The organism is Rhodocista pekingensis (assembly GCF_042665545.1).
In the GTDB taxonomy this organism is placed as follows: Bacteria; Pseudomonadota; Alphaproteobacteria; order Azospirillales; family Azospirillaceae; genus Rhodocista; species Rhodocista pekingensis.
In genome coordinates, this window is sequence record NZ_JBHTCM010000004.1 from 483111 (window position 1) to 506163 (window position 23053).

Genomic DNA, 23053 nt, shown 5'->3' on the forward strand with positions numbered 1-23053 from the left:
GCCTACAGGTCCTGCACGTCCACGATGCCGGGGATCGACTTGATCGCGGCGCGGCTGCCGGCGTCGATCAACAGGGCCTGCGGCAGCAGGATCTCGACCTCCGTCATCAGATCCACCTCCACCGCCACCTGGATGCGACCGCGCCCGGGCCGCAGACGCTTCAGCACGGACTGGAGCGTGGGCAGCGGCGCCTCGTCCTTCACCACGATGCGCATGCCCGCGGCGGTGCGTGCGACCTCCTCCTCCAGCGGCAGGACCTGGCTGCCGGTCAGGCGCAGTTCCTCACCGTTCTGCTGCACGTCCACCAGAATCAGCACGGCCTTGCCGGCCTCCAGCAGCTCGCGCGCCGGCGCCAGCGCCTCGGAGAACAGGGTCACCTCGTAGACGCCGGAGCTGTCGGACATCGAGACGAAGGCGAATCGGTTGCCGCTCTTGGCCGTCCGTTCCTGCCGCGCAACGACGATACCGGCCATCTTGAAGCGGGTGGACCCGCCCCGCGCGACCCGTGCGGCCAGATCGGCGAAACGGACCACGCCCAGCCGCTCCAGCGCCTTGCCGTAGCCGTCCAGCGGGTGGGCGGAGAGGTAGAAGCCGATCGCCTCGAACTCGTGGCGGAGCTTCTCCAGCGGGTCCCAGTCGGCGATGCGGGGCAGGTCCGGCGCCTTCAGCGCCGCCGAGGCGCCGAACAGGCTGGCCATGCCGCTCTCGCGCTGCTGCGCCTCGGACTGGGCGAAGCGCATGATCGTGTCCAGCCCGGCGAAGAGCTGGTGCCGGTTCGCGGTCAGCGCGTCGAAGGCGCCGGCGCAGACCAGCTTCTCCATCATCCGCTTGTTGATGGCGCCGGTGTCCACCCGACGCGCGAAGTCGAAGACATCCTTGAAGGGCCCGTTGGCGCGGCGTTCTGCCACGACGGCCTCCATGGCGGGCAGGCCGACGCCCTTGATGGCGGCCAGGGCGTAGCGCACCGCCCGCTCCCCGCCCGGCATCACCTCGACCGTGAAGCGCTCGCCGGAGCGGTTGATGTCGGGCGGCAGCAGTCGGACCCGCAGCCGGTCCAGCTCCTGCTTGAACTGGTTCAGCTTGTCGGTGTTGCCCAGATCGTAGGTCATGGTCGCGGCCATGAACTCGACCGGGAAGTTGGCCTTCAGATAGGCCGTCTGGTAGGCGACCAGGGCATAGGCGGCGGCGTGCGACTTGTTGAAGCCGTAGCCGGCGAACTTGTTCACCTGGTCGAAGATGAGGCCCGAATGCTCCTCATCGACGCCCATCTTCTCCCGGGCACCGGCAATGAACTTCGCGCGCTCCTTCTCCATCTCCTCCTTGATCTTCTTGCCCATGGCGCGGCGCAGCAGGTCGGCGCCGCCGAGGCTGTAGCCGGCCAGCACCTGGGCGATCTGCATGACCTGCTCCTGGTAGACCATGATCCCGAAGGTCTCCTTCAGGATCGGCTCCAGCGAGGGGTGCATGTAGTCCGGGGCCTCCTCCCCGAACTTCACCTTGATGTACTTGGGGATGTTGTCCATCGGGCCGGGCCGGTAGAGCGACACCAGCGCGATGATGTCCTCGATCCGGTTCGGCTTCATGCGGCGCAGCACGTCGCGCATGCCCGAACTTTCAAGCTGGAACACGCCCGAGCTTTCCGCCCGTCCCAGGAGCCCGTAGGACTTCTCGTCCAGCATGGGCAGGTCCAGCAGGTCCAGCTCCACCGCGCGGTCGCGGACATGGTCCACGGCTGTCTTCAGCACGCTGAGCGTCTTCAGGCCCAGGAAGTCGAACTTCACCAGCCCCGCCAGCTCGACATACTTCATGTTGAACTGGGTGACCGGCATGTCGGAACGCGGATCGCGGTAGAGCGGCACCAGCTCGTCCAGCGGCCGGTCGCCGATCACGACACCCGCCGCGTGGGTGGAGGCGTGGCGGTAGAGCCCCTCCAGCTTCAGCGCGATGTCGAGCAGGCGGCCGACCGTCTCGTCCGACTTCCGCATGTCCTGCAACAACGGCTCGCCGTCGATGGCCTGTTGCAGGCTGACCGGGTTGGCCGGGTTGTTCGGGATCAGTTTGCAGATCCTGTCCACCTGCCCGTAGGGCATCTGGAGCGTGCGGCCGACGTCGCGCACGACGGCGCGGGCCTGGAGCTTACCGAAGGTGATGATCTGCGCGACCTTGTCGTAGCCGTACTTGCGCTGGACGTAGCGGATCACCTCGTCACGGCGGTCCTGGCAGAAATCCACGTCGAAGTCCGGCATGGACACGCGCTCGGGATTGAGGAAGCGCTCGAACAGCAGGCCGTAGCGGATCGGGTCCAGGTCGGTGATGGAGAGCGACCACGCCACCAGCGAGCCGGCTCCCGAACCGCGCCCCGGCCCGACCGGGATGCCCTGCCCCTTGGCCCACTTGATGAAGTCCGACACGATCAGGAAGTAGCCGGGAAACTTCATCTTGACGATGGTGTTCAGCTCGAAATCCAGGCGCTCGCGGTACTGCGCCTCGATCCCGGCCCGTGTCTCCGGCGTCTGGTCCGGCGCGAAGACATACTTTTCCAGCCGCCAGGTCAGGCCCTCGTGCGCCTGTCGGCGCAGCTCGTCGGCCTCCAGCTCCTCCTGCGCCTGCTTGCTGTCGCCGGGCACGAAGGCGGGCAGGATGGGGTTCACCTTCTTCGGCATGTAGGCGCAGCGCCGGGCGATCACGACCGTGTTGTCCACCGCTTCCGGCAGGTCGGCGAACAGCTCGCGCATCTCCGCGGCCGACTTGAAGCAGTGGTGCGGCGTGACCCGCCGCCGCTCCTCCTGCATGATGTAGGCGCCCTCCGCGATGCAGAGCAGCACGTCGTGCGCCTGGTGCATTCCCGGATCGGCGAAATAGGCGTCGTTTGTAGCGACCAGCGGCAGGTCGTGGGCGTAGGCCAGATCGATCAGGTCCGGCTCGATGCGGTCCTCCATCTGCCCGATCGGCCCTTCCGGATGGCGCATCAGCTCGACATAGAGACGGCCGGGGAACAGCGCCTTGAGGCGCAGCAGCAGCTCCTCCGCATGCGGCTTCTGCCCTTCCGCCAGGAGCCGCCCGACGCCGCCGCCGGGGCCGCCGGTCAGGCAGATCAGCCCCTCGCTGTGCCCCTCCAGGTCGTCCACCGAGACCTGGGGAAGGAGGCCCGGCTCCGTCTCCAGATACGCCTTGGAGACGAGCTTCATCAGGTTGCGGTAGCCCTGCTGGCTCTGCACCAGCAGCACGAGCTGGTCGGCCGCCGGGCCCGTCGTGCGGCCCAGGCTCCGCTTCTGCGGCCCCCAGCTCCTGATCCACATCTGGCAGCCGATGATCGGCTGGATGCCGGCATCGGCCGCGGCCATGGCGAATTCCAGGCAGCCGAACAGGTTGCCGGTATCCGTCACGGCGACGGCCGGCATGCCCTGCTTCTGGCAGAGCTTGACCAGTTCCTTGACCTTGATCGCCCCTTCGGACAGCGAGTACGCCGAATGGACGCGGAGATGGATGAAGTCGCTCACGGTCGGTCGGGCCCGGTTCAGCGGGATGCATGACGGCCGCGCAGGCTACCTGATCCGACACCGTCTGGCACGCGCCGGAAGTGGCAGCCTCTTCCGCCCAGGTCTTCGCAGATGCGGGAGAGAGGAGGTATGAAACGTCGATGGTGCAAAATGTCGCAGATGGAGAAAAACGGGAATATCTTCACAAAATGACGGGTTCAACGTTCGACACAGCCATGCCCTGCCCGCGTATTGCGAACGGGAAGAAAGCCCCTACTTTTACCGCATGAAACCGATCCATATTTCCCTCGCGATCCTGTGCGCCGCCATCTGGGGCTTTGTCTTCGTGGTGATCGACTGGGGGTTGAGCGAAATCCCGCCGTTGCTGTTCACGGCACTGCGGTTCGCTGTGTGCGCCGCCTTCCTGCCGTTCATCGGCTTCAAGCCGCCCGTGGCCTGGCGCTATATCATCGGCGTCGGGATCTCGCTGGGGATGTTGCAGTTCGGCCTGTACATGGGGATGGCCTACGGGATGCCGGCGGGGCTTGCCAGCCTCGTCAATCAGACCCAGGCCTTCTTCACGGTCATGCTGGCGGCGCTGTGGCTCGGGGACCGGCCGTCGGTGCGGCAGCTCGCCGGCATCGCCGTCGCCTTCCTGGGCATCGCCGTCATCGCGGCCGACCTGCCCGCGGGCGGGACGCAGCTCGGCCTGATGCTCTGTGTGGTCGGCGCCATGTTCTGGGCGGTCAGCAACGTGCTGATGAAGGTCTCGAAGCCGCCGCAGGTCTTCGTGATGATGATCTGGATGAGCCTGATCCCGCCCATCCCGCTCTGCATCGCGTCCTACTACTTCGAGGGGCCGCAGGGCTTCAGCGGTCTGCTGACCATGAGCCCGACGGCCTGGTTCGCGGTGTTCTACAGCAGCGTCATTGCGACGATCCTGGGCTTCGGCCTGTGGGGCTACCTGCTCAAGCAGTACACGGCCAGCATCGTCGCTCCGTTCTCGATGCTGGTCCCCGTCTTCGGGATCGGGTTTGCCGTGACCCTGCTGGGTGAGGAGCTGTCGCCGGTCAAGCTGGGTGCCTGCGGCATCATCCTGGCCGGGCTGGCCCTGACCCTGCTGCCGTCGCGGCGCCCGCCTCTGGTCGCCGCGGCCCACGCCCGCTGATCCTTCCCCCGCCCCTCTCAACAGCCATCCCGGCGGGCCCGTCCGATGCCCCGGACGCGCCCGCCGGATTCCCTCCACCCGAACCCGACACCAGCGCCAGTCGGGGGTTCTCACCCCAGGCTGGCCCAGAGATGCGCCGTCGCCAGACTGCGCCAGGGGGCATAGGGCGCCATCAGGGTGCGCTGCGCCTCGGGCGACGGGCGGGAGTCCAGTCCGTGGAAGCGTTGCAGCGCCGCGGCCAGACCGGCATCCCCCGCTGGCACGCAGTCGGGGAAGCCGCAGGCCCGCAGCAGGATGTACTGGCGCGACCAGGGGCCGAGCCCGCGCAGGGCGGCCAGTCGCGCCTCCGCCTCCTCCGGCCCGAGGGCGGGCAATGCCTCGAAATCGATACGCCCCTCCGCGGCCGCCCGGGCGGCACCGAGCAGATACTCCGCCTTGGCCCGGGAGAACTGGCGCACGGTCAGGTCCGCCGCATCCAACCGCGCCACCGCCTCCGGTCCCGGATGCGCGACCATCCCCGATGGATGCGGCGTCCCGGCCAGATCGATCATCCGGCGCCGCAGCACCGCGGCGAAGCGCAGGTTGACCTGCTGGCCGATGACGGCCCAGCACAGCCCCTCGAAGACGCTGCCGCTCAACGGCAGGCGCAGGCCGGCACCCCCGCCGATCAGGCGGGCGACCTGCGGATCGTCCGCGGCCCGGGCCTCCAGTCCGCCGACCTCCGTCGTCAGCCCCAGCGACCGCCGCGCGATCCCGACGGCGGTCCCGAGATCGTTCCCGTCCAGGGCAGGATCGCAGTCCAGTGCCACGCCGTCGGCGCCGATCTCCAGGCGAAGCCGGACCGGGCGACCGGCGACGAGCACGGCCTTGGTCAGGACGCACCCGTCGACCCGCTCCGACAGCCCCTCCGGATCGCGCCCGTGGTACAGCAGCACCCAGTCCGGGCGGTAGCCGGCCGGGACGGTCAGGATGACGGGACCGTCACTCAAAGCTCGACCAGAAGACCGTCGCGCATCTCCAGCACACGGTCCATGCGGCGGGCAAGGTCCAGATTGTGGGTCGCCACCAGCGCCCCCACGCCCTGGCCGTGCACCAGGTCCGCCAGCACGGCGAAGACACTTTCGGCCGTGTGATGGTCCAGGTTGCCGGTGGGCTCGTCGGCGATCAGCACCTGCGGCCGGTTCGCCAGCGCGCGGGCGATGGCGACGCGCTGCTGCTCGCCGCCGGAAAGCTGCGCCGGTCGGTGCCCGGCCCGCTTCTCCAGCCCGACGAGCGCCAGCAGCTCGCGCGCCCGCACCCGGGCGTCGGACCGGGCCGTGCCGTCGATCATCTGCGGCAGGACGATGTTTTCCTCCGCGCTGAACTCCGGCAGCAGATGGTGGAACTGGTAGACGAAACCGATGGTCCGCCGCCGCAGCGCCGTCCGCGCGGCGTCGTTCAGCCGGGTCGCGTCGCTGCCGCCGACGCGGATGGAACCGCCGTCGGCATGTTCCAGCAGGCCCGCGATGTGCAGCAGGGTGGACTTGCCCGCCCCGCTGGGACCGACGAGCGCCACCAGTTCGCCCGGCCGCACGGTGCAGGAGGCGCCGCGCAGCACCTCCAGCACGCTCCCGGCCTGGGTGAAGCTGCGCCGGATGTCGGTCAGGACCAGGGCGCCATCCGCCGGGGCATCCGCTGCCGCGGCCCGCGCCGTCCGGGTCCGTTCGGCCGTGGCGGTCATCGTCGGCTCACTCATAGCGCAGGGCCTCCACCGGATCGAGGCGGGCCGCCCGCCAGGAGGGATAGATCGTCGCCAGGAAGGACAGGCCGATGCCCATGCCCACCACCTGGGCCACCTCCCGCCAGTCGATCTTCGCCGGCAGGTGGGAGAGGAAGTAGATCTCCGCGTTGAACAGGTCCGTCCCCGTCAGGGACTGGATCGACTGCCGGATGCTCTCGATGTTGTCGCAGAACAGGATGCCGAGGGTGAAACCGGCCACCGTTCCGATCACGCCGATGGAAGCGCCGGACAGGAAGAAGATGCGCATGACCATGCCGCGGGTCGCGCCCATCGTGCGCAGGATGGCGATGTCCCGGCCCTTGTCCTTCACCAGCATGATCATGCTGGAGATGATGTTGAACGCGGCAACCATGATGATGAGCGAGAGGATCAGGAACATCACGTTCCGTTCCACCTGGAGCGCCGTGAAGAAGCTGGAGTTGGTCTGCTGCCAGTCCAGAACGCGCCCCTGCCCGGCCACGGCACCGCCCAGGCTGGCGCGCAGCAGGCCGATATCGTTGGGATCGGCGACGAAGACCTCCAGCGCCGTGATCTGGCCCGGCATCCGGTAGAAGGCCTGCGCCGTCTCCAGCGGCATGTAGACGATGTTGGAATCGTATTCCGACATGCCGACTTCGAAGATCGCCGCGATCGGGAAGCGGCCCGTGCGCGGCACGGTGCCGAAGGCCGTGGTGGCCCCGCGCGGGCTGATGAGCGTCAGCTCGTCCCCCACCCGCAGCCCGAACCGCTGTGCCAGACGGATGCCGATGGCGATGCCACCGTCGCCGAAGCCGTTCTCGTCGCCCAGCACGACGCTGTCGCCGACCACGGGCCGGGTGCGGAAATCCTCCGGCCGGATGCCGCGGACCTGCACGCCGGTGGCGACGCCCTGGATGCTGACCAGGGCCTGGCCCTCGACATAGGGCATCACGGCGACGACGCCGGGCGCCGCCTTGACCCGTTCGGCCAACGGCCCGTAATCCTCCAGCGCTCCCATCGTCGCATAGACGTAGGCATGGCCGTTGACGCCGAGGATGCGGCCCAGCAGCTCCGCCCGGAAGCCGTTCATCACGGACATCACGATGATGAGAGTCGCCACGCCCAGGGCGATGCCCAGGAGCGAGAAGCCTGCGATGACGGAGATGAACCCTTCCTGCCGGCGGGCCCGGAGGTAGCGCATCGCCACCATGCGTTCGAAGGCTGAGAAGATCATGGGGAGTTTCCGCGCGGACGGTACGGACCCGACGGGGTATCCCCCGGCATGGCGGCGCATTTATGGCAGGAGCCCGGCGGTCCGGCCCACAGGAACACCCCGGGACCGGACCGCCAGGCTGGATCAGGCCATGACCCTGGCGAGCGCGTCCTCGACGGACAGCTCAAGCTTCTCGCCCGTGGCCCGGCGCTTCAGCTCGACGACGCCGGCCTTCAGGCCGCGCGGGCCGACGGTGAGCTGCCAGGGCACGCCGATCAGGTCCATGTCGGCGAACTTGGCGCCCGGACGCTCGTTGCGGTCGTCGTACAGCACCTCGACCTTCGCCCCGGTCAGGCGGGCGTAGAGATCCTCGCAGACGCGGGAGCACTCGGCGTCGTCCACCTTCAGGTTGACGATGGCCAGCTTGAAGGGGGCCACCGGCTCCGGCCAGATGATGCCCTGCTCGTCGTGGCTCGCCTCGATGATGGCGGCGACGACACGGCTGACGCCGATGCCGTAGCTGCCCATCTCCACCGTCACCGGCTGCCCGTCGGGGCCGGCGACGATCGCCTCCATCGGCTGCGAGTACTTCTTGCCGAAATAGAAGATGTGGCCGACCTCGATGCCGCGCGCCGTCACCAGATCGGCGGGCGCCTTGGCAGCATCATGCATCTCCTCCGTCGCGGCGTAGATGGAGGTGTAGCGGTCGAAGAACTCCTTGAGGTCGCTGTCCGGCGCCGGCGCCTCGGCCAGCACGTCCAGTTCCAGCCAGCGCCGGTCGCAGAACACCTGGCTCTCACCCGTCTCCGCCAGGATGATGAACTCGTGGCTGAGGTCGCCGCCGATGGGGCCCGTGTCCGCCCGCATCGGGATGGCCTTGATGCCCATGCGCGCGAAGGTGCGGAGATAGGCCAGGAACATCCTGCGGTAGGAGAGCTTCGCGCCTTCGACGTCCAGATCGAAGGAGTAGTTGTCCTTCATCAGGAACTCGCGGCCGCGCATCAGGCCGAAGCGGGGGCGGATCTCGTCGCGGAACTTCCACTGGATATGGTAGAGATTCTTCGGCAGGTCCTTGTAGCTCTTGACGAACGTCTTGAAGATGTCCGTGATCATCTCTTCGTTCGTGGGGCCGTACAGCATCTCCCGGTCATGCCGGTCGGTGATGCGCAGCATCTCCTTGCCATACGCCTCGTAGCGGCCGGACTGCTTCCAGAGATCGGCCGACTGGATCGTCGGCATCAGCATCTCCTGCGCGCCGGCGCGGTCCTGCTCCTCGCGCACGATCTGCGCGACCTTCTGGAGCACGCGCCAGCCCAGCGGCAGCCACGCATAGATGCCGGCGGAGGTCTGCCGGATCATCCCGGCGCGCAGCATCAGCCGGTGGCTGACCACCTGCGCCTCGGCGGGGGTTTCCTTGAGCGTGGGCAGGAAGAACTGGGACATCCGCATGGACAGGCACTCGCAGGCTTGGCGTTGGAAGCGGCCCGGACTTTAGGATGTGCCCGCATGGGAGGCAATGGGAGAGGTCCCCGTCCGGTGACCTCTCCCGGCAACGCTGATACGGCGGCAGATCAGAGGCGGCGCCGGCCGGCGGGTCACTCCCCGCCCAGCGCGCCGCCGCCGCGACGGGGGCCGCCGACGCGGGCGAGCGTCCGCCGCACGTCATCGTCATGGACCCCGTCGCGCCGCATCAGGGCGCGCACGATCGGGTCGGAAAGCATCTCCTCCACCGTCAGTTCACGGTCGACCAGCGGATCACCCATGGACTCCTCCTGAGTGTCGGGCGTTCATCCCGCAGGGAACATCCCGCAGCGGGATCAGGATGGCCAGATGCGCCCGGTGCGGGCGGCATAGGCATCGTACTCGGCCCCGAAGCGGGCCCGCATCATCGCCTCTTCCTGCGGGACGCGCAGCAGCCACAATGCCGCGAAGGCGGGCACCACAAGGGCGCCGGCGATCCAGTTCTGGAGAAGCAGCGGCTGCGCCAGCACCGAAATCCAGAGCGCGGCATACATCGGGTGGCGGATGCGGGCATAGACGCCGCGGACCACCAGCTCGTGCCCTTCCCGCACCTCCAGCCCCGGGCTCCAGTTCCGGCCCAGGTCGGCATGGCTGCGCCAGAACAGCCAGAGGAACGGCACCTGGAGCACCGCACCCGCCACCGCCGCCCAACCCGGCAACGCATAGTCTGCGAAGCGGAAGGCGCCGAAGGAGAGATAGAGCAGCGGCAGCACCATCATGGTCAGGAACATGGCCGCCAGCACGAACAGCTCGGAGGTGCCGCGCCGTGCCTCCACGATCCGGTTGCCGCTGACCCGCATCGAGGCCGGCACCCGGATCACCCACATGGCGAGGAACGACGCGAGCCAGAGCGACGCGCCCCAGCCGTTCTCCGGCCAGCGGACGACGGCGACGACGAGCAGCACGATGCTGAGCCCGAAGGTCACCAGCGACGGCGCGCTTTTCATCATCGAGGACTGCGGCGGGGCGGCAGGCCCCGGAACGGCGGATTGCGGCATGGTCATGGTCGCCAGCTCCCATAGGATCGGTTCGCTGCCGGGACCATTACGCTATTGCGAATGATTCGCAAGACAAACCTTCAGGGAGGGCGGCCTCCCGCCGCACGCCGCCGCGTCCTTTCCGCCGGGTCGGCCCGCTGCTAGCGATCCCGGCGGGAACAGACCGCGACCAGATCCGCCTCCGCATCGGAGGAAAGCGGCTGGCCGTTGAACAGCACCCGGTTCCCTTCCACCGTCACGGTGCCGAGATAGGCCTCCCCCGCATAGAGCGCGTCGGCGGGGATGCCGAAGCGCTGCGCCAGTGGCAGGGTGATGCCGATCTCGATCCGGTCGGGCAGCGCGATCCGCGGCGAGCCCGGCAGGTCCGCAGGCGCGACGGGCCTGCCGTTGACGTCCACGCCCGGCCTGTACTCCACGTCGGCATCCGGCACATGGCGCTGCAACCAGCGGCAGGCCGCGCGGTCCACGACAATGGTCGGCTGCGCCGGGCCCGGATGCGCCTGGGGCTGCGGTGCCGTCTTCGGCGGAGCGATCCAGGCCGGCGCCTGGGCCGGCCGCTGCGCTTCGGTTCCCTGGGCTATGACGGTCGCCGGCAGCAGCAGCGCCAGCAACCCGGTGGCGGCAGCCAGCGTTCCCATGGATACTGTCGTCCCCTTTTTCCTGAGCCGCACGGCCGACCTTCCTTTCGAGCGGGACCCGATCTTGCTGGAATCCTACTTCAAGCTGAGCGCGCACGGCACCTCCGTCCGGACGGAGGTGCTGGCCGGTTTCACGACTTTTTTAACGATGGCCTACATCGTCTTCGTGAATCCACAGATCCTGGCGACCACCGGCATGGATGCCGGTGCGGTGTTCGTGGCGACCTGCGTCGCCGCAGCGGTCGGCACGCTGGTGATGGGGCTCTATGCCAACTATCCCATCGCGCTGGCGCCCGGCATGGGGCTGAACGCCTACTTCGCCTACTCCGTAGTCGGCGGCATGGGCTATTCCTGGCAGGTGGCGCTGGGGGCCGTCTTCCTGTCCGGCGTGGTCTTCATCGTGCTGAGCCTGCTGCCGGTACGCGAGGCCATCATCAACGCCATCCCGCGCAGCCTGAAGCTCGCCATCTCGGCCGGCATCGGCCTGTTCCTGGCCCTGATCGCGCTTCAGAACGCGGGCATCGTGGCCGACCATCCGGCGACGCTAGTGACGCTGGGCGACCTGACCCGGCCGGAGGCGATGCTCGCCGCCCTGGGCTTCCTGCTGCTGGTCGCGCTGGCGGCCCGGCAGGTCACCGGGGCAGTGATCCTGGCCATCCTGGCGGTGACCCTGGCGGGCGTGCTGCTGGGGGTGACGCCGTTCGACGGCCGCATCGTCTCCCTGCCCCCGGACCCGTCCCCGACCTTCCTCCAGATGGACGTGGCCGGGGCGCTGCATGTCGGGCTGATCGCCATCGTCTTCGCCTTCCTGTTCGTGGACCTGTTCGACACGGCCGGCACCCTGGTCGGCGTCGCCCACCGGGCGGGCCTGCTGACGCCTGACGGCCGGCTGCCGCGGCTGGGCCGGGCACTGCTGGCGGACAGCACGGCGACGGTGGCCGGCGCCATGCTGGGGACCAGCACGGTGACCAGCTATATCGAGAGCGCCGCCGGTGTGAATGTCGGCGGCCGGACAGGGCTCGCCGCTGTCGTCGTGGCGCTGCTGTTCCTGGCCTGCCTGTTCCTGGCGCCGCTGGCGGCCGCCATCCCGGCCTATGCGACCGCCCCCGCCCTGCTCTACGTCGCCTGCCTGATGACGCATGGCCTTGCGGAGGTGGACTGGGACGACGTGACCGAATACGCGCCGGCCGTGGTGACGGCGGTGGCGATGCCGCTGACCTTCTCCATCGCTCACGGCATCGGTTTCGGCTTCATCGCCTATGTCGGGATCAAGCTGCTGTCGGGACGGCTGTCTGCCCTGAATCCGGCCATCGTGATCCTGGCCGGGCTGTTCGTCGTGAAATTCGCTACCGCCTGAACTGCCGGAGATCAGGTGCTTGCGGGATGCAGACAAGGCGCCGACCGAGCGCCTGCCTGCAAAGGGGCAGAGCGATTGAAAAATCAGCAAAAAGAAGATGACGCGGGAAAGCGGATTTGCTTATACTCGCTTCACAAAAAAGAAAGACCGCGCTGACAGGACAGCGCGGCCTGAGTTTAGGGAGGAATCGCCACCAGGCGTCTGTCAAGAGGGAACAAACCCTCTCAACACCACCGAGTTTGATACCCTGTACCCTGCAAGGCAAGCCGATTTTACGGCTCGCCTTCTTTTTTGTGCTTTTTTCAGGCGCATTGCCTAATTTAAGTTCACATGATTGCGCGGTGGTCAGCGATCCGCCCAATCATCAGGCAGGCCCGATCCTCACCCCGATCAGAAGCCCGCATAGCCGTCGAAGCCCGCCGCCCGGGCCTCCCTCCAGGGCACCGCGAGTCCGGCCAGCCGTGCCTGCACGGGGCATTCCGGCCGGTGCGCCCCCGGCAGATAGCCGATGCTCATGAGGAATTCGCCGACGATCTCGCCGCCGGTGAAGCGGAAGGTGCGCTTGAACAGCGCCACCCAGTCGCTCTTGCTGCGCGGATGATGGGCGGCCAGCCAGCCGGCGAAGCCGCCATGGCTCGCCCGCATGCCCTGGATCACCTGCGCGTTGTGGATCGCGGCCGCGATCTTCAGCCGGTTGCGGATGATGCCGGGATCGGCCAGCAGCCGGTCGATGTCGGCCGGTCCATAGGCAGCCACGCGGTCCACTTCGAACCCGTCATAGGCGGCGCGGAACGCGGCCCGTTTCTTCAGGATGGTCAACCAGGACAGGCCCGCCTGGTTGATCTCCAGCACCAGCCGCTCGAACAGCGCCGCCTCGTCGTCGAGCGGAACGCCGTACTCGCCCTCGTGATAGGGGCCGTGCCAGGGGTGGCCGGGGGCGATGTCGCAGTAGCTGAGCGTCATGCCCCCTCACGGTCCGTCCGGCGGCCGCATCAGGGCCTGCCAGTCCAGCAGGCCCGTGGCGAAGACCGCCCAGACCACGCCGACGATGCCGGCAGTGATCAGGCTGGTCCAGAGGAACTTGCGGGCCAGCATGGGCCGCGCCGGGGCGCTGGCCGCCGTGCCGGGCTCCGGCTGCTCCGGTGGCCGGACGCCGAAGGGCAGCACGGCGAACAGAACGATCCACCAGACCGTGAAGTAGATGGCAGCAAGGGTGACCCAGCCCATGCCCGGGCCTCAGGCCTGTTCCAGCTCGACCAGGGTGCCGAACAGATCCTTGGGATGCAGGAACAGCACCGGCCTGTCGTGCGCGCCGATCTTCGGTTCGCCGTCGCCCAGCACCCGCATCCCCTGCGCCTTCAGCCGGTCGCGGGCCGCCAGGATGTCCTCCACCTCGTAGCAGATGTGGTGGATGCCGCCCGAAGGGTTCTTCTCCAGGAACTTTGCGATCGGGCTGTCGCTCCCCAGCGGGTGCAGCAACTCGATCTTCGTGTTGGGCAACTCGACGAAGACAGTGGTGACGCCGTGGGCGGGCAGGTCCACCGGTGCGCTCACCCGTGCCCCGAGTGTGTCCCGGTAGGTGCCGCTGGCGGCGGCGAGGTCGGGGACCACGATGGCGACGTGATTGAGGCGGCCGATCATTCTGTCTGCACTCCGGATCAGGGTCCGCTCAGAGGCGGACGACATGCACTTCGGTCAGGGGCTTGCGGCCCTGGCTGGCGTTGAAGCTGCGCCGGACGGCAAGACGCACGGCATCGCGCACCGCCTCGTCGTCCCGCCGCGACTGCATGGGCATAGTCTCGACCGTCCGCCGGAGCAAGTCCACCAGATCGGCTACCGCTGCTTCCGTCTCTTCCGGGTCCAGCAACCCCATGACGGAGACTCTGGGATCGGCGGCGAGGTCGCCCCTCGCCGTCAGCAGCACCGTGGCGACGGCGGCGCCGTTGAGCATCATGCGGTGGCGCGAGCGCATGGCGCCCCCGTTGACCGGCACGATCCGGCGCCCGTCCAGGCAGAGCCGCCCGGACGGCACATGGCCCACGATCTCCGCCGGACCGGGGGCGAGCCGGAGGACGGCGCCGTCCTCGGGGATCACCGTCTCCGCCACCTGGCACTGCTGTGCGAGCTGGGCGTTCGCCGTCAGGTGTCGGCGCTCGCCATGCACCGGGATCACGGCCCGCGGCCGCACCCACTGGTAGAGGCTGGTCAGCTCGTCCCGCGCCGGATGGCCCGAGACATGGACGAAGGCGTCGTCCGCCGTCACCACCTCGATGCCGCGGCGGATCAGGGCGTTCTGGACCTTGGCGATGTCCTTCTCGTTGCCCGGAATCTCACGGGCGGAGAAGACGACGACATCGCCCGGCGCGAGGTCGATCTCCGGATGGTCGCCCCCGGCGATGCGGGACAGCGCCGCCCGCGGCTCGCCCTGGCTGCCGGTGCAGATCAGCACGCACTTGTCGCGCGGCAGGAAGCCGGCGTCGTGCTCGGTGACGAAGGGCGGCAGGTCGGTGAGGTAGCCGGTCGCCCGCGCCGCCGCGTCGATCCGCCAGAGCGAGCGCCCGATCAGGGCGACATGGCGGTCGTTGGCCTGTGCGGCGACGGCGATGGAGTGCAGCCGCGCCACGTTGGTGGCGAAGCAGCCGACCGCGATGCGCCCGGTGTAGCGGCCGAACAGGGTGATGAGGCTGTCGCGCACGGCCGCCTCCGAGCCGGCGACGCCGGGCACGAGCGCGTTGGTGCTGTCGCAGACGAGCGCCGTCACCCCTTCCCGCCCCAGCCGCTTCAGCGTCGCCTCGTCAGCCGTGGCGCCGATCACCGGATCGGGGTCCAGCTTCCAGTCGCCGCTGTGCAGCACCGTGCCCGCCGGGGTGCGGATGACCAGGGCGTTCGGCTCCGGGATCGAGTGGGTGACGGTCACCAGCTCCAGGTCGAAGGGGCCGACCTGGAACCGGCCGGACAGCGGCACCTCGATGATCTGGACGTCGCCGGAGAGGCCGCGCTCCTGGAGCTTCACCCGCAGCACGGCGGCGGCGAACGGCGTGCAGTAGACCGGACAGCGCAGCTCCGGCCAGAGATAGGGCACGGCGCCGAGATGGTCCTCATGCGCATGGGTGATGACGAGCCCGGCCAGATCCTCCCTCCGCTCCGCGATGAAGGTCGGGTCCGGCAGCAGGATCTCCACGCCGGGCGTCGTCTCGTCGCCGAAGCTGATCCCGAGATCGACCATCAGCCAACTGCCGGCGTGGCCGTAGAGATTGAGATTCATCCCGATCTCGCCGGACCCGCCCAGCGGCACGAAGTACAGGGCCCCGGGATCGAAATCGGCGTCGCCGAGGGCGATTTCATTATCCATGGTCAATGACTTACCGGGCTGCGTTGCGTTGGTGGATGAGCAGCAGCCCGCGCAGGGTCAGGTCTGCATCGATGGCGTCCACGAGGGTGCTGCCTTCCGCGAACAGCCGCACGAGGCCGCCGGTGCCGATCACGGTGACACGCGGGTCGCCCGTGGGCGACAGCTCGGCCCTGATCCGCGCGAGGATGCCTTCGATCATCCCCGTATAGCCCCAGAACATGCCGGACTGCATGGCGGCCACCGTGCCCTTGCCGATCACCCGGTCGGGGCGGAGGATGTCCACCTTCGGCAACTGTGCCGCCACCCGGTGCAGCGCGTCCAGGGACAGCACCGGACCCGGGGCGATGACGCCGCCGGCGAAATCGCCGTTCGCGTCCACCACGTCGAAGGTGGTGCCGGTGCCGATGTCGATGACGACCAGCGGCGGCGGGTAGGTGGCGACGGCGGCGACGGCGTTGACCAGACGGTCGGCACCGGCCTCCTTCGGATTGTCGATCCGGACCTCCAGCCCCAGCCGGACCCCGGGATCGCCCACCCGCATCGGGGTGCAGCCGAAATGCTCCTCGCACAGCGTCGTCAGCGGGCCGGTCTGCGCCGGCACGACGCTGGACAGGATGGCGGCGTGGATGTCCTTCCGCGTCAGCCCCTTCATCGCCATCAGGGCCACCAGCCAGACGGCGTATTCGTCGGCCGTGCGGCGGCCTTCGGTGGAGACGCGCCACTGCCCCCGCTTCGCATCGCCTTCGAAGACGGCGAAGACGACGTTGGTGTTGCCGGCGTCGATGGCGAGCAGCATGTCCTTCCCTTCAGCCGAAGAAGACGTCGCCGGCCGTGACCCGGCGGCGCCCCTCGGTCGTCTCGACGATCAGGCCGCCATCGTCGTCCAGGTCCACGAAACGGCCGGCGAAGCTCTCCCCCGCCAGCCGGACGGTGAGAGGTCCGCCCAGCCCGTGCGCGGCGTTCAACCAGGCCGCCCGCACGGGCGCGAAGCCCTGCGCCCGCCAGCGGTTGTACCAGGACTGGAAGTGCCGGGCATAGAGCCCCAGCACGGCGTCGGGATCGGGCGATACAGCACCGCGGGACAGCAGCGAGCAGGACGGATAGCCCGGCACGTCCGGGTGGTGCAGGACGTTGATGCCGACACCCACGACCAGCCAGTCCACGCTGCCGTCGGCGGCCGGTTCGGATTCCAGCAGGATGCCGGCGATCTTCGCCCCGTCCACCAGCACGTCGTTGGGCCATTTCAGCCGGGCCAGACCGGGAACCAGATCCGAGACGGTCTGGCCCACGGCGAGCGCCGCGACGAAGGACACCTGCGCCGCCACCAGCGGCGGCACGCCCGGGCGCAGCACGAGACTGGTGTAGAGATTGCCCTCCGGCGAGGTCCAGCCACGGCCGCGGCGGCCGCGGCCGGCCTCCTGCCGCCGGGCCCGGATCAGGGTCCCCTCCGGGGCACCGCCCTGGGCAAGAGCCTTCGCCTCGTCGTTCGTGCTGCCGCAGACCTCCAGCGGGACCAGCCGGTACCAGGGCGGGAGGTCGGGCGACCGGACCATCACCCCGGATTCCGCCGTGTCGGACATGGGCCGCCGATCACCTCAGGAACAGCGTGGACGCGGCCGCGGCGGCCCTGTTCAGGATGCCCTCGGAGAACACGTAGAAGACCGGAAAGACGAACAGCGCGGTGCCGCCGATCACGAGCGCCGAGGCGCGGGCCGGACGCTCGATCGTCTCCATCAGGTCGTCGAACCACATCATCTTCACGATGCGCAGATAGTAGAAGAGGCTGATGACGCTGGTCAGCACGCCGATCACTGCCAGCACGTAGAGCTGCGCCTCGATCGCCGCCATGAAGACGTAGAGCTTGCCGAAGAAGCCGGCCATCGGTGGCACGCCGCCCAGGCTGAACATGAAGAACGCCATGGCCAGCGCCATCATCGGATGGCTCCTGGAGAGGCCCGACAGATCGTCGATGTTCTCCACCATCCGGCCGTTCACCCGCATGGAGAGGATGACCGCGAAGGCGCCGACATTCATGGCGAGATAGATCGCCAGATAGATCAGCACGCCGCGGACCCCCTCCTCCGTGCCGGCGGCAAGGCCGACCAGCGCGTACCCGATATGGCCGATGGAGCTGTAGGCCATCATGCGCTTGATGTTGCGCTGCTGGATCGCCGCCAGGGAGCCGAGCAGCATGCTGGCGACGGCGGAGAACCAGACCACCTGCTGCCACTGGGCCAGCAGCTCCCCGAACGGATCGACCAGAACCCGGACGAACAGGGCCAGCGCCGCCACCTTGGGCGCCACGGCGAAGAAGGCGGTGACCGAGGTCGGCGCCCCCTCATAGACGTCGGGCGTCCACATGTGGAACGGCACGGCGGAGATCTTGAAGGCCAGACCCGCGGCGACGAAGACCAGACCGACGACCACGCCGGTCGCGGCCGGCACGTCGGAGGAGAACATCACCGCCAGACGCTCGAAGTTCGTCGTGCCCGAGAAGCCGTAGATCAGGCTGGCACCGTAGAGCAGGATGCAGGAGGAGAGCGAGCCGAGGAGGAAGTACTTGAGCCCCGCCTCCGACGACTTGGCGTAGTCGCGCCGGAAGGCGGCGATCACGTAGAGCGACAGGGACTGAAGCTCCAGCCCGACATAGAGCGAGATCAGGTCGTTCGCCGACACCATCAGCATCATGCCGACGGTGGCGAGCAGCATCAGGACCGGATACTCGAAGCGGTCCATCTGCTCCCGCTCCAGGTAGTTGACCGAGAGCACCACGGTCAGGGCCGTGGCTGTCAGGATCAGCACCTTGGCGAAGACGGCGAAATCGTCCGCGATGAACATGCCGGCGAAGGTCACCGCCCGGTCACCCGAAGCGACCAGCACCAGCACGCCGGCGACCAGGGCCGAGCCCACGGCCAGCCAGGAGACCAGCCGCGTGCTGTCCGCACGGCGGAAGACGCCCAGCATCAGGAGTGCCATGGCCGCGCAGGCCAGGAACATCTCCGGCAGGGCCGGCAGGAAATCTGGAATGGCGACCATGGTTCAGTTTCCGCTCGTCGGGGTGCGGTCGGCGACCTGGGTGCCGGGCTCGTCGTCGATCAGGCCGGCGGCCTTCAGCGACGCCTGATGGTCGAGCAGCACCTTCTCGACCGTCGGCGCATAGACGTCTTTGAAGCTGGCGGGGAAGATGCCCATGATCAGCACGATGGCGACCAGGGGCGCAAAGTAGGCCGTGTCGGTCCAGCGCAGGTCCCGCATCGCCTTCACGCCGTCCTTGTCCAGCTTGCCGAAGAACAGCCGCCGGTACAGCAGCAGCATGTAGGCAGCCCCCAGCACGAGGCCGGTGGCAGCGAACATCGCTACCCAGGTGTTCACCTGGAAGGCCCCGAGCATGGTCAGAAACTCACCCACGAAGCCGCTGGTGCCGGGCAGGCCCACCGAGGCCAGCATGAACACCATGAAGACGAAGGCGTAGCGCGGCAGGTTCTGCGCCATGCCGCCGTACTTCACGATCTCGCGGGTGTGGAGCTGGGCGTAGGCGAAGCCGATGCACAGGAACAGCGCGGCCGACACGATGGTGTGGCTCAGCATCTGGAAGATGGCGCCGTCCATGCCCTGCTGGGTCATGGTGAAGATGCCCATGGTCACGTAGCCCATGTGCGCCACGGAGCTGTAGGCGATCATCTTCTTCATGTCGGTCTGTGCCAGCGCCACCAGCGAGGTGTAGATGATCGCCACCACCGACAGCACGAACACGAAGTCCGTGAAGAAGAAGGTCGCCTCCGGCAGCATCTGCACGTTCACCCGGATCAGGCCGTAGCCGCCCATCTTCAGCATGACGCCCGCCAGCATCACCGACCCGGCGGTCGGCGCCTCGACGTGGGCGAAGGGCAGCCAGGTGTGCAGCGGCCAGATCGGCGTCTTCACCGCGAAGGCGATGAAGAATCCGACCCAGAGCCAGAGCTGCAAGGTGGCGGCGAACGGATGGTCCACCATCACCCGCATGTCCATCGTCCCGGCGACCAGATACATGGCCAGGATGGCCAGCAGCATCAGCACCGAGCCGATGAAGGTGTAGAGGAAGAACTTGTAGGCGGCGTAGATCCGCCCCGGCCCGCCCCAGACGCCGATGATCAGGAACATCGGCAGCAGCACGCCCTCGAAGAACAGGTAGAAGAGGACGAAATCCAGCGCCGTGAACATGCCGACCATCATGGTCTCAAGCACCAGCAGCGCGATCATGAACTCCTTGACCCGCTTGTCGATGGTGGTCCAGGAGGCGAGCACGCAGATCGGCGTCAGGAAGGTGGAGGCGAGCACGAACCAGATGGAGATGCCGTCCACGCCCTTGATGTAGGCGATGTTGAAGGACGGTATCCACCGGTACTCCTCCATCATCTGGAAGCCCGGGTTGGACGGGTCGAAGTTGGCGAGGATGAAGAGCGAGATCACGAAGGTGATCAGCGACGTCCAGAGCGCCACCGCCTTCGCGTTCCGGTCCACCAGCTCCTGCTCGCCGCGGATCATCAGGATGGACAATGCACCGACGAGCGGAAGGAACGTCGTGATCGTCAGGATCGGCCAGTCAGCCATTGAGAACGCCCCCTCGCCTCAGCGCACCAGGAAGAACCAACCGACCAGCAGGACAAGGCCGATCACCATCACGAACGCATAGTGGAACACGTAGCCCGTCTGGAGCCGGCTGGCGCCGGCCGCGAGCTGCCGGGTCACGGCAGCCAGCCCGTCCGGGCCCAGGCCGTCGATCACCGCCTCGTCGCCGCCCTTCCAGAGGCCGCGGCCCAGGGCCTGCGCCGGCTTCACGAAGACGGCGTCGTACAGCTCGTCGAAGTAGTACTTGCGGAAGACGATCCCGTGCAGCAGCCGAACGGCCGCCACCGTCTTCGCCGGCAGATCCGGCCTGACGATGTAGAACAGGTAGGCCAGCGCGATGCCCAGCACCCCCATGCCCAGCGGCGCCAACGGCACCCAGCCCGGCACATGGTGGGCCGCGTCGATGATCGTCCCGCCATGGGCGTCCGGCAGCATCAGGATGCTGCCCCCCCAGAAGTGGGCCAGGTCGTGCCCGACGAACCAGGGATAGGCTACGAAACCGGCAGCGACGGCGCCGACCGCCAGCACGTAGAGCGGCACCAGCATGACCTGCGGGCTCTCGTGGACGTGGGCCATCACCTTCTCGTTCGCCCGCGGCTGACCGTGGAAGGTCAGGAACAGCAGGCGCCAGGAGTAGAAGGCCGTCATCAGCGCGGCCGCCAGCCCCAGCCAGAAGGCCAGCGTGCCGTACCAGCTATGGTCGGCGTAGGCGACCTCCAGGATCATGTCCTTGGAGTAGTAGCCGGCGAACGGGATGATGCCCGCCAGAGCCAGATTGCCGATCCACATCAGGCCGTAGGTGACCGGGATCAGGCGCCAGATGCCGCCCATGTTCCGCATGTCCTGCTCACCCGACATGGCATGGATCACCGAGCCGGCGCCCAGGAACAGCAGCGCCTTGAAGAAGGCGTGCGTCATCAGGTGGAAGATCGCCGCTGGATAGGCACCGACGCCGATGGCGAAGAACATGTAGCCGAGCTGGCTCATGGTCGAATAGGCGATGACCCGCTTGATGTCGAACTGGGTCAGGCCGATGGTCGCCGCGATGAAGGCGGTCAGAGCGCCCATGACGGTGACGAAGGCCAGCGCGTCGGGCGCGTACTCGAACAGCGGGCTCATCCGCGCCAGCATGAAGACGCCGGCGGTCACCATGGTGGCGGCGTGGATCAGCGCGGAGACGGGCGTCGGCCCCTCCATCGCATCCGGCAGCCAGGTGTGCAGGCCGAGCTGGGCCGACTTGCCCATGGCGCCGATGAACAGCAGCACGCAGACCGTGGTCAGCGCGTGGACCTCGAAGCCCAGGAAATTGAAGGTCGCGTCCGCCTGCTGCGGCGCCGCGGTGAAGACCGCGTCAAACTCCACGGTGCCGAAGAGGAAGAACACCGCCATGATGCCCAGGGCGAAGCCGAAATCGCCCACACGGTTGACCAGGAACGCCTTCATGGAGGCGTCGTTGGCGCTCTTCTTCTCGTACCAGAAGTTGATCAGCAGGTAGGAGGCAAGGCCCACGCCCTCCCAGCCGAAGAACATCTGCACCAGATTGTCCGCCGTCACCAGCATGAGCATCATGAAGGTGAACAGGCTGAGGTAGGACATGAACCGCGCCTTGGACGGGTCGTGGCTCATGTACCCCACCGAGTAGACATGGACCATCGCCGACACGACGTTGACCACCACCAACATGACGGCGGTCAGCGCGTCGATGCGCAGGGCCCAGTCCACCTCGAAACTGCCGCTGTCGATCCAGGTGAAGAGCGTGACGGTGCGCGTGGCCTCGGGCCCGCTGAACCCCACCTCGACGAACAGGATGCAGGACAGGACGGCGGCAATCAGCATCAGGGTGCAGGTGACGATCTGCGCCCCCCGGTCCCCGATGAAGCGGCCGAAGAACCCGGCGACGAAGGCGCCGAGCAGCGGCAGGAATACGGCTGCGATCTCCATGCCCTCAGCCCTTCATCATGTTGATGTCCTCCACCGCGATGGTGCCGCGGTTTCGGAAGTAGACCACCAGGATGGCGAGGCCGATGGCCGCCTCCGCGGCGGCCACGGTCAGGATGAACAGGGTGAAGACCTGGCCCGCCAGATCGTTCAGGAACACGGAGAAGGCCACGAGGTTGATGTTGACGGCGAGGAGCATCAGCTCGATCGACATCAGCAGGACGATGACGTTGCGCCGGTTCATCAGGATCCCGAAGGCCCCCAGGCCGAACAGGATCGCGCCCACGGTCAGGTAGTGGGTAAGACCGATCTCCATGTCAGACGCCCCCTCGCGTCGGAACCTTGCGGACGGACAGCACCTCGTCGGGCCGGCGCTGGATCTGCTGCGCGATCACCTGCCGGCGCAGCCCCTCGCGCGACCGCAGGGTCAGCACGATGGCGCCGATCATGGCGACCAGCAGGATCAGGCCGGACACCTGGAAGGCTAAGACGTAGTGGGTGTAGATGACCTGCCCCAGCGCCTCGGTATTGTTCACCACCGTGTCGGCCGGCGTCGGCGCAGCGAGCGAGGCGGCCGCATCCGGCGCCACCGCCCAGCCGACGGTGACGAGCGCCAGCTCGACCATCAGGATCGTGCCGATCAGCGCCCCCAGCGGCACGTACTGCCGGTAGGTCCGCCGGATCTCCTGGAAACTGATGTCCAGCATCATCACGACGAACAGGAACAGCACCGCCACGGCGCCGACATAGACGATGATCAGGATCATCGCGATGAACTCGGCGCCGATCAGCAGGAACAGCACCGCGGCGTTGAAGAAGGCGACGATCAGGTACAGCACCGAGTGGACCGGGTTCCGCGCGGAAACCACCATCACGCCGGCGGCGAGCAGGATCGCGGCGAAGACATAGAATGCGGCTGCTGAGAGGACCATGGGTCAGGCCGCCTCCGGTGCGGGATCAGGCAGGAGCAGGGTCACGGAGGGTACTCCGGATCGGGAAGGGTCCGGCGCCCGGTATGACCCGAGGCGCCAGGGGTGCATCGG

General features: G+C 67.9%; 21 protein-coding genes. 2 read left to right on the plus strand and 19 right to left on the minus strand.

Translation table 11 applies throughout. The annotated features are described in order from the left end of the window. Positions 1–2 precede the first annotated feature (2 nt). Entirely contained in the window at positions 3–3500 is a 3498-nt protein-coding gene (dnaE, locus tag ACFQPS_RS02840) for a DNA polymerase III subunit alpha (RefSeq protein WP_377356271.1), read from the minus strand. 265 nt (positions 3501–3765) lie between these two features. Here dnaE and ACFQPS_RS02845 point away from each other — a divergent pair, with 265 nt between their 5' ends. Then, positions 3766–4647, plus strand: coding sequence for an EamA family transporter (locus ACFQPS_RS02845; RefSeq protein WP_377356272.1), 882 nt, complete (start codon positions 3766–3768; stop codon positions 4645–4647). A gap of 110 nt (positions 4648–4757) precedes the next feature. Here ACFQPS_RS02845 and ACFQPS_RS02850 read toward each other — a convergent pair whose 3' ends face one another. The 7 genes from ACFQPS_RS02850 to ACFQPS_RS02880 all read right to left on the minus strand — a co-directional run bounded on the left by ACFQPS_RS02850 (position 4758) and on the right by ACFQPS_RS02880 (position 10755). Continuing rightward, positions 4758–5636, minus strand: a complete 879-nt coding sequence (locus ACFQPS_RS02850; protein ID WP_377356274.1) for a DNA-3-methyladenine glycosylase family protein — start codon at positions 5634–5636, stop codon at positions 4758–4760. Then, a complete protein-coding gene (locus ACFQPS_RS02855; protein WP_377356275.1) occupies positions 5633–6382 on the minus strand; it encodes an ABC transporter ATP-binding protein in 750 nt (249 codons plus the stop codon). The genes ACFQPS_RS02850 and ACFQPS_RS02855 overlap by 4 nt, the downstream gene beginning before the upstream one ends. Next, positions 6375–7619, minus strand: coding sequence for a lipoprotein-releasing ABC transporter permease subunit (locus ACFQPS_RS02860; protein WP_377356277.1), 1245 nt, complete (start codon positions 7617–7619; stop codon positions 6375–6377). Before ACFQPS_RS02860 ends, ACFQPS_RS02855 begins: the two co-directional genes overlap by 8 nt. 123 nt (positions 7620–7742) lie before the next feature. After that, entirely contained in the window at positions 7743–9047 is a 1305-nt protein-coding gene (gene proS, locus ACFQPS_RS02865; protein WP_377356279.1) for a proline--tRNA ligase, read from the minus strand. Between the two features lie 146 nt (positions 9048–9193). Beyond that, complete coding sequence (locus ACFQPS_RS02870; protein WP_377356281.1) at positions 9194–9361, minus strand: hypothetical protein; 168 nt, start codon at positions 9359–9361, stop codon at positions 9194–9196. A gap of 54 nt (positions 9362–9415) precedes the next feature. Next, complete coding sequence (locus ACFQPS_RS02875; RefSeq protein WP_377356283.1) at positions 9416–10123, minus strand: protein-S-isoprenylcysteine O-methyltransferase; 708 nt, start codon at positions 10121–10123, stop codon at positions 9416–9418. A 134-nt stretch (positions 10124–10257) separates the two neighbouring features. Next, the gene (locus ACFQPS_RS02880) at positions 10258–10755 is read right to left on the minus strand and encodes a hypothetical protein (RefSeq protein ID WP_377356285.1); all 498 of its coding nucleotides are present in this window, start codon (positions 10753–10755) and stop codon (positions 10258–10260) included. 64 nt (positions 10756–10819) lie between these two features. On the opposite strand from ACFQPS_RS02880, the gene ACFQPS_RS02885 reads away from it, so the two are divergent. Then, positions 10820–12112 (plus strand): NCS2 family permease, encoded by a 1293-nt coding sequence (locus tag ACFQPS_RS02885; protein WP_377356286.1) that lies wholly within the window; start codon positions 10820–10822, stop codon positions 12110–12112. A gap of 390 nt (positions 12113–12502) precedes the next feature. On the opposite strand, the gene ACFQPS_RS02890 is transcribed toward ACFQPS_RS02885, so the two are convergent. Genes ACFQPS_RS02890 through ACFQPS_RS02940 form a run of 11 tightly spaced genes read right to left on the minus strand, consistent with a single transcriptional unit; the run spans position 12503 to position 22942 of the window. Beyond that, positions 12503–13075, minus strand: a complete 573-nt coding sequence (locus tag ACFQPS_RS02890; protein ID WP_377356288.1) for a DNA-3-methyladenine glycosylase I — start codon at positions 13073–13075, stop codon at positions 12503–12505. Between the two features lie 6 nt (positions 13076–13081). After that, the gene (locus ACFQPS_RS02895; protein ID WP_377356290.1) at positions 13082–13339 is read right to left on the minus strand and encodes a DUF1467 family protein; all 258 of its coding nucleotides are present in this window, start codon (positions 13337–13339) and stop codon (positions 13082–13084) included. Positions 13340–13348: 9 nt separating this feature from the next. Beyond that, complete coding sequence (mce, locus tag ACFQPS_RS02900; protein WP_377356291.1) at positions 13349–13753, minus strand: methylmalonyl-CoA epimerase; 405 nt, start codon at positions 13751–13753, stop codon at positions 13349–13351. Positions 13754–13781: 28 nt separating this feature from the next. Further along, on the minus strand, positions 13782–15464 hold the full coding sequence (locus ACFQPS_RS02905; protein ID WP_377356293.1) for a ribonuclease J: 1683 nt from the start codon (positions 15462–15464) through the stop codon (positions 13782–13784). A gap of 10 nt (positions 15465–15474) precedes the next feature. Further along, complete coding sequence (locus tag ACFQPS_RS02910) at positions 15475–16260, minus strand: type III pantothenate kinase (protein WP_377356295.1); 786 nt, start codon at positions 16258–16260, stop codon at positions 15475–15477. Positions 16261–16270: 10 nt separating this feature from the next. Further along, complete coding sequence (locus tag ACFQPS_RS02915; protein ID WP_377356298.1) at positions 16271–17044, minus strand: biotin--[acetyl-CoA-carboxylase] ligase; 774 nt, start codon at positions 17042–17044, stop codon at positions 16271–16273. Positions 17045–17054: 10 nt separating this feature from the next. Beyond that, the gene (gene nuoN, locus ACFQPS_RS02920; RefSeq protein ID WP_377356300.1) at positions 17055–18500 is read right to left on the minus strand and encodes an NADH-quinone oxidoreductase subunit NuoN; all 1446 of its coding nucleotides are present in this window, start codon (positions 18498–18500) and stop codon (positions 17055–17057) included. Positions 18501–18503: 3 nt separating this feature from the next. Further along, positions 18504–20054, minus strand: a complete 1551-nt coding sequence (locus ACFQPS_RS02925) for an NADH-quinone oxidoreductase subunit M (protein WP_377356301.1) — start codon at positions 20052–20054, stop codon at positions 18504–18506. A gap of 18 nt (positions 20055–20072) precedes the next feature. Further along, on the minus strand, positions 20073–22013 hold the full coding sequence (gene nuoL, locus ACFQPS_RS02930; protein WP_377356303.1) for an NADH-quinone oxidoreductase subunit L: 1941 nt from the start codon (positions 22011–22013) through the stop codon (positions 20073–20075). A gap of 4 nt (positions 22014–22017) precedes the next feature. Beyond that, complete coding sequence (nuoK, locus tag ACFQPS_RS02935; protein WP_377356305.1) at positions 22018–22326, minus strand: NADH-quinone oxidoreductase subunit NuoK; 309 nt, start codon at positions 22324–22326, stop codon at positions 22018–22020. 1 nt (position 22327) lies between these two features. Beyond that, a complete protein-coding gene (locus tag ACFQPS_RS02940) occupies positions 22328–22942 on the minus strand; it encodes an NADH-quinone oxidoreductase subunit J (RefSeq protein WP_377356307.1) in 615 nt (204 codons plus the stop codon). Between the last annotated feature and the right edge of the window lie 111 nt (positions 22943–23053).

Bases quoted from the DNA above. Each gene is read 5' to 3' on its own strand.
- ACFQPS_RS02845 (WP_377356272.1), top strand. From the start codon at position 3,766: ATGAAACCGATCCATATTTCCCTCGCGATCCTGTGCGCCGCCATCTGG.
- ACFQPS_RS02855 (WP_377356275.1), bottom strand. From the start codon at position 6,382: ATGAGTGAGCCGACGATGACCGCCACGGCCGAACGGACCCGGACGGCG.
- ACFQPS_RS02860 (WP_377356277.1), bottom strand. From the start codon at position 7,619: ATGATCTTCTCAGCCTTCGAACGCATGGTGGCGATGCGCTACCTCCGG.
- proS (WP_377356279.1), bottom strand. From the start codon at position 9,047: ATGCGGATGTCCCAGTTCTTCCTGCCCACGCTCAAGGAAACCCCCGCC.
- ACFQPS_RS02870 (WP_377356281.1), bottom strand. From the start codon at position 9,361: ATGGGTGATCCGCTGGTCGACCGTGAACTGACGGTGGAGGAGATGCTT.
- ACFQPS_RS02875 (WP_377356283.1), bottom strand. From the start codon at position 10,123: ATGACCATGCCGCAATCCGCCGTTCCGGGGCCTGCCGCCCCGCCGCAG.
- ACFQPS_RS02880 (WP_377356285.1), bottom strand. From the start codon at position 10,755: ATGGGAACGCTGGCTGCCGCCACCGGGTTGCTGGCGCTGCTGCTGCCG.
- ACFQPS_RS02890 (WP_377356288.1), bottom strand. From the start codon at position 13,075: ATGACGCTCAGCTACTGCGACATCGCCCCCGGCCACCCCTGGCACGGC.
- ACFQPS_RS02895 (WP_377356290.1), bottom strand. From the start codon at position 13,339: ATGGGCTGGGTCACCCTTGCTGCCATCTACTTCACGGTCTGGTGGATC.
- mce (WP_377356291.1), bottom strand. From the start codon at position 13,753: ATGATCGGCCGCCTCAATCACGTCGCCATCGTGGTCCCCGACCTCGCC.
- ACFQPS_RS02905 (WP_377356293.1), bottom strand. From the start codon at position 15,464: ATGGATAATGAAATCGCCCTCGGCGACGCCGATTTCGATCCCGGGGCC.
- ACFQPS_RS02910 (WP_377356295.1), bottom strand. From the start codon at position 16,260: ATGCTGCTCGCCATCGACGCCGGCAACACCAACGTCGTCTTCGCCGTC.
- ACFQPS_RS02915 (WP_377356298.1), bottom strand. From the start codon at position 17,044: ATGTCCGACACGGCGGAATCCGGGGTGATGGTCCGGTCGCCCGACCTC.
- nuoN (WP_377356300.1), bottom strand. From the start codon at position 18,500: ATGGTCGCCATTCCAGATTTCCTGCCGGCCCTGCCGGAGATGTTCCTG.
- ACFQPS_RS02925 (WP_377356301.1), bottom strand. From the start codon at position 20,054: ATGGCTGACTGGCCGATCCTGACGATCACGACGTTCCTTCCGCTCGTC.
- nuoL (WP_377356303.1), bottom strand. From the start codon at position 22,013: ATGGAGATCGCAGCCGTATTCCTGCCGCTGCTCGGCGCCTTCGTCGCC.
- nuoK (WP_377356305.1), bottom strand. From the start codon at position 22,326: ATGGAGATCGGTCTTACCCACTACCTGACCGTGGGCGCGATCCTGTTC.
- ACFQPS_RS02940 (WP_377356307.1), bottom strand. From the start codon at position 22,942: ATGGTCCTCTCAGCAGCCGCATTCTATGTCTTCGCCGCGATCCTGCTC.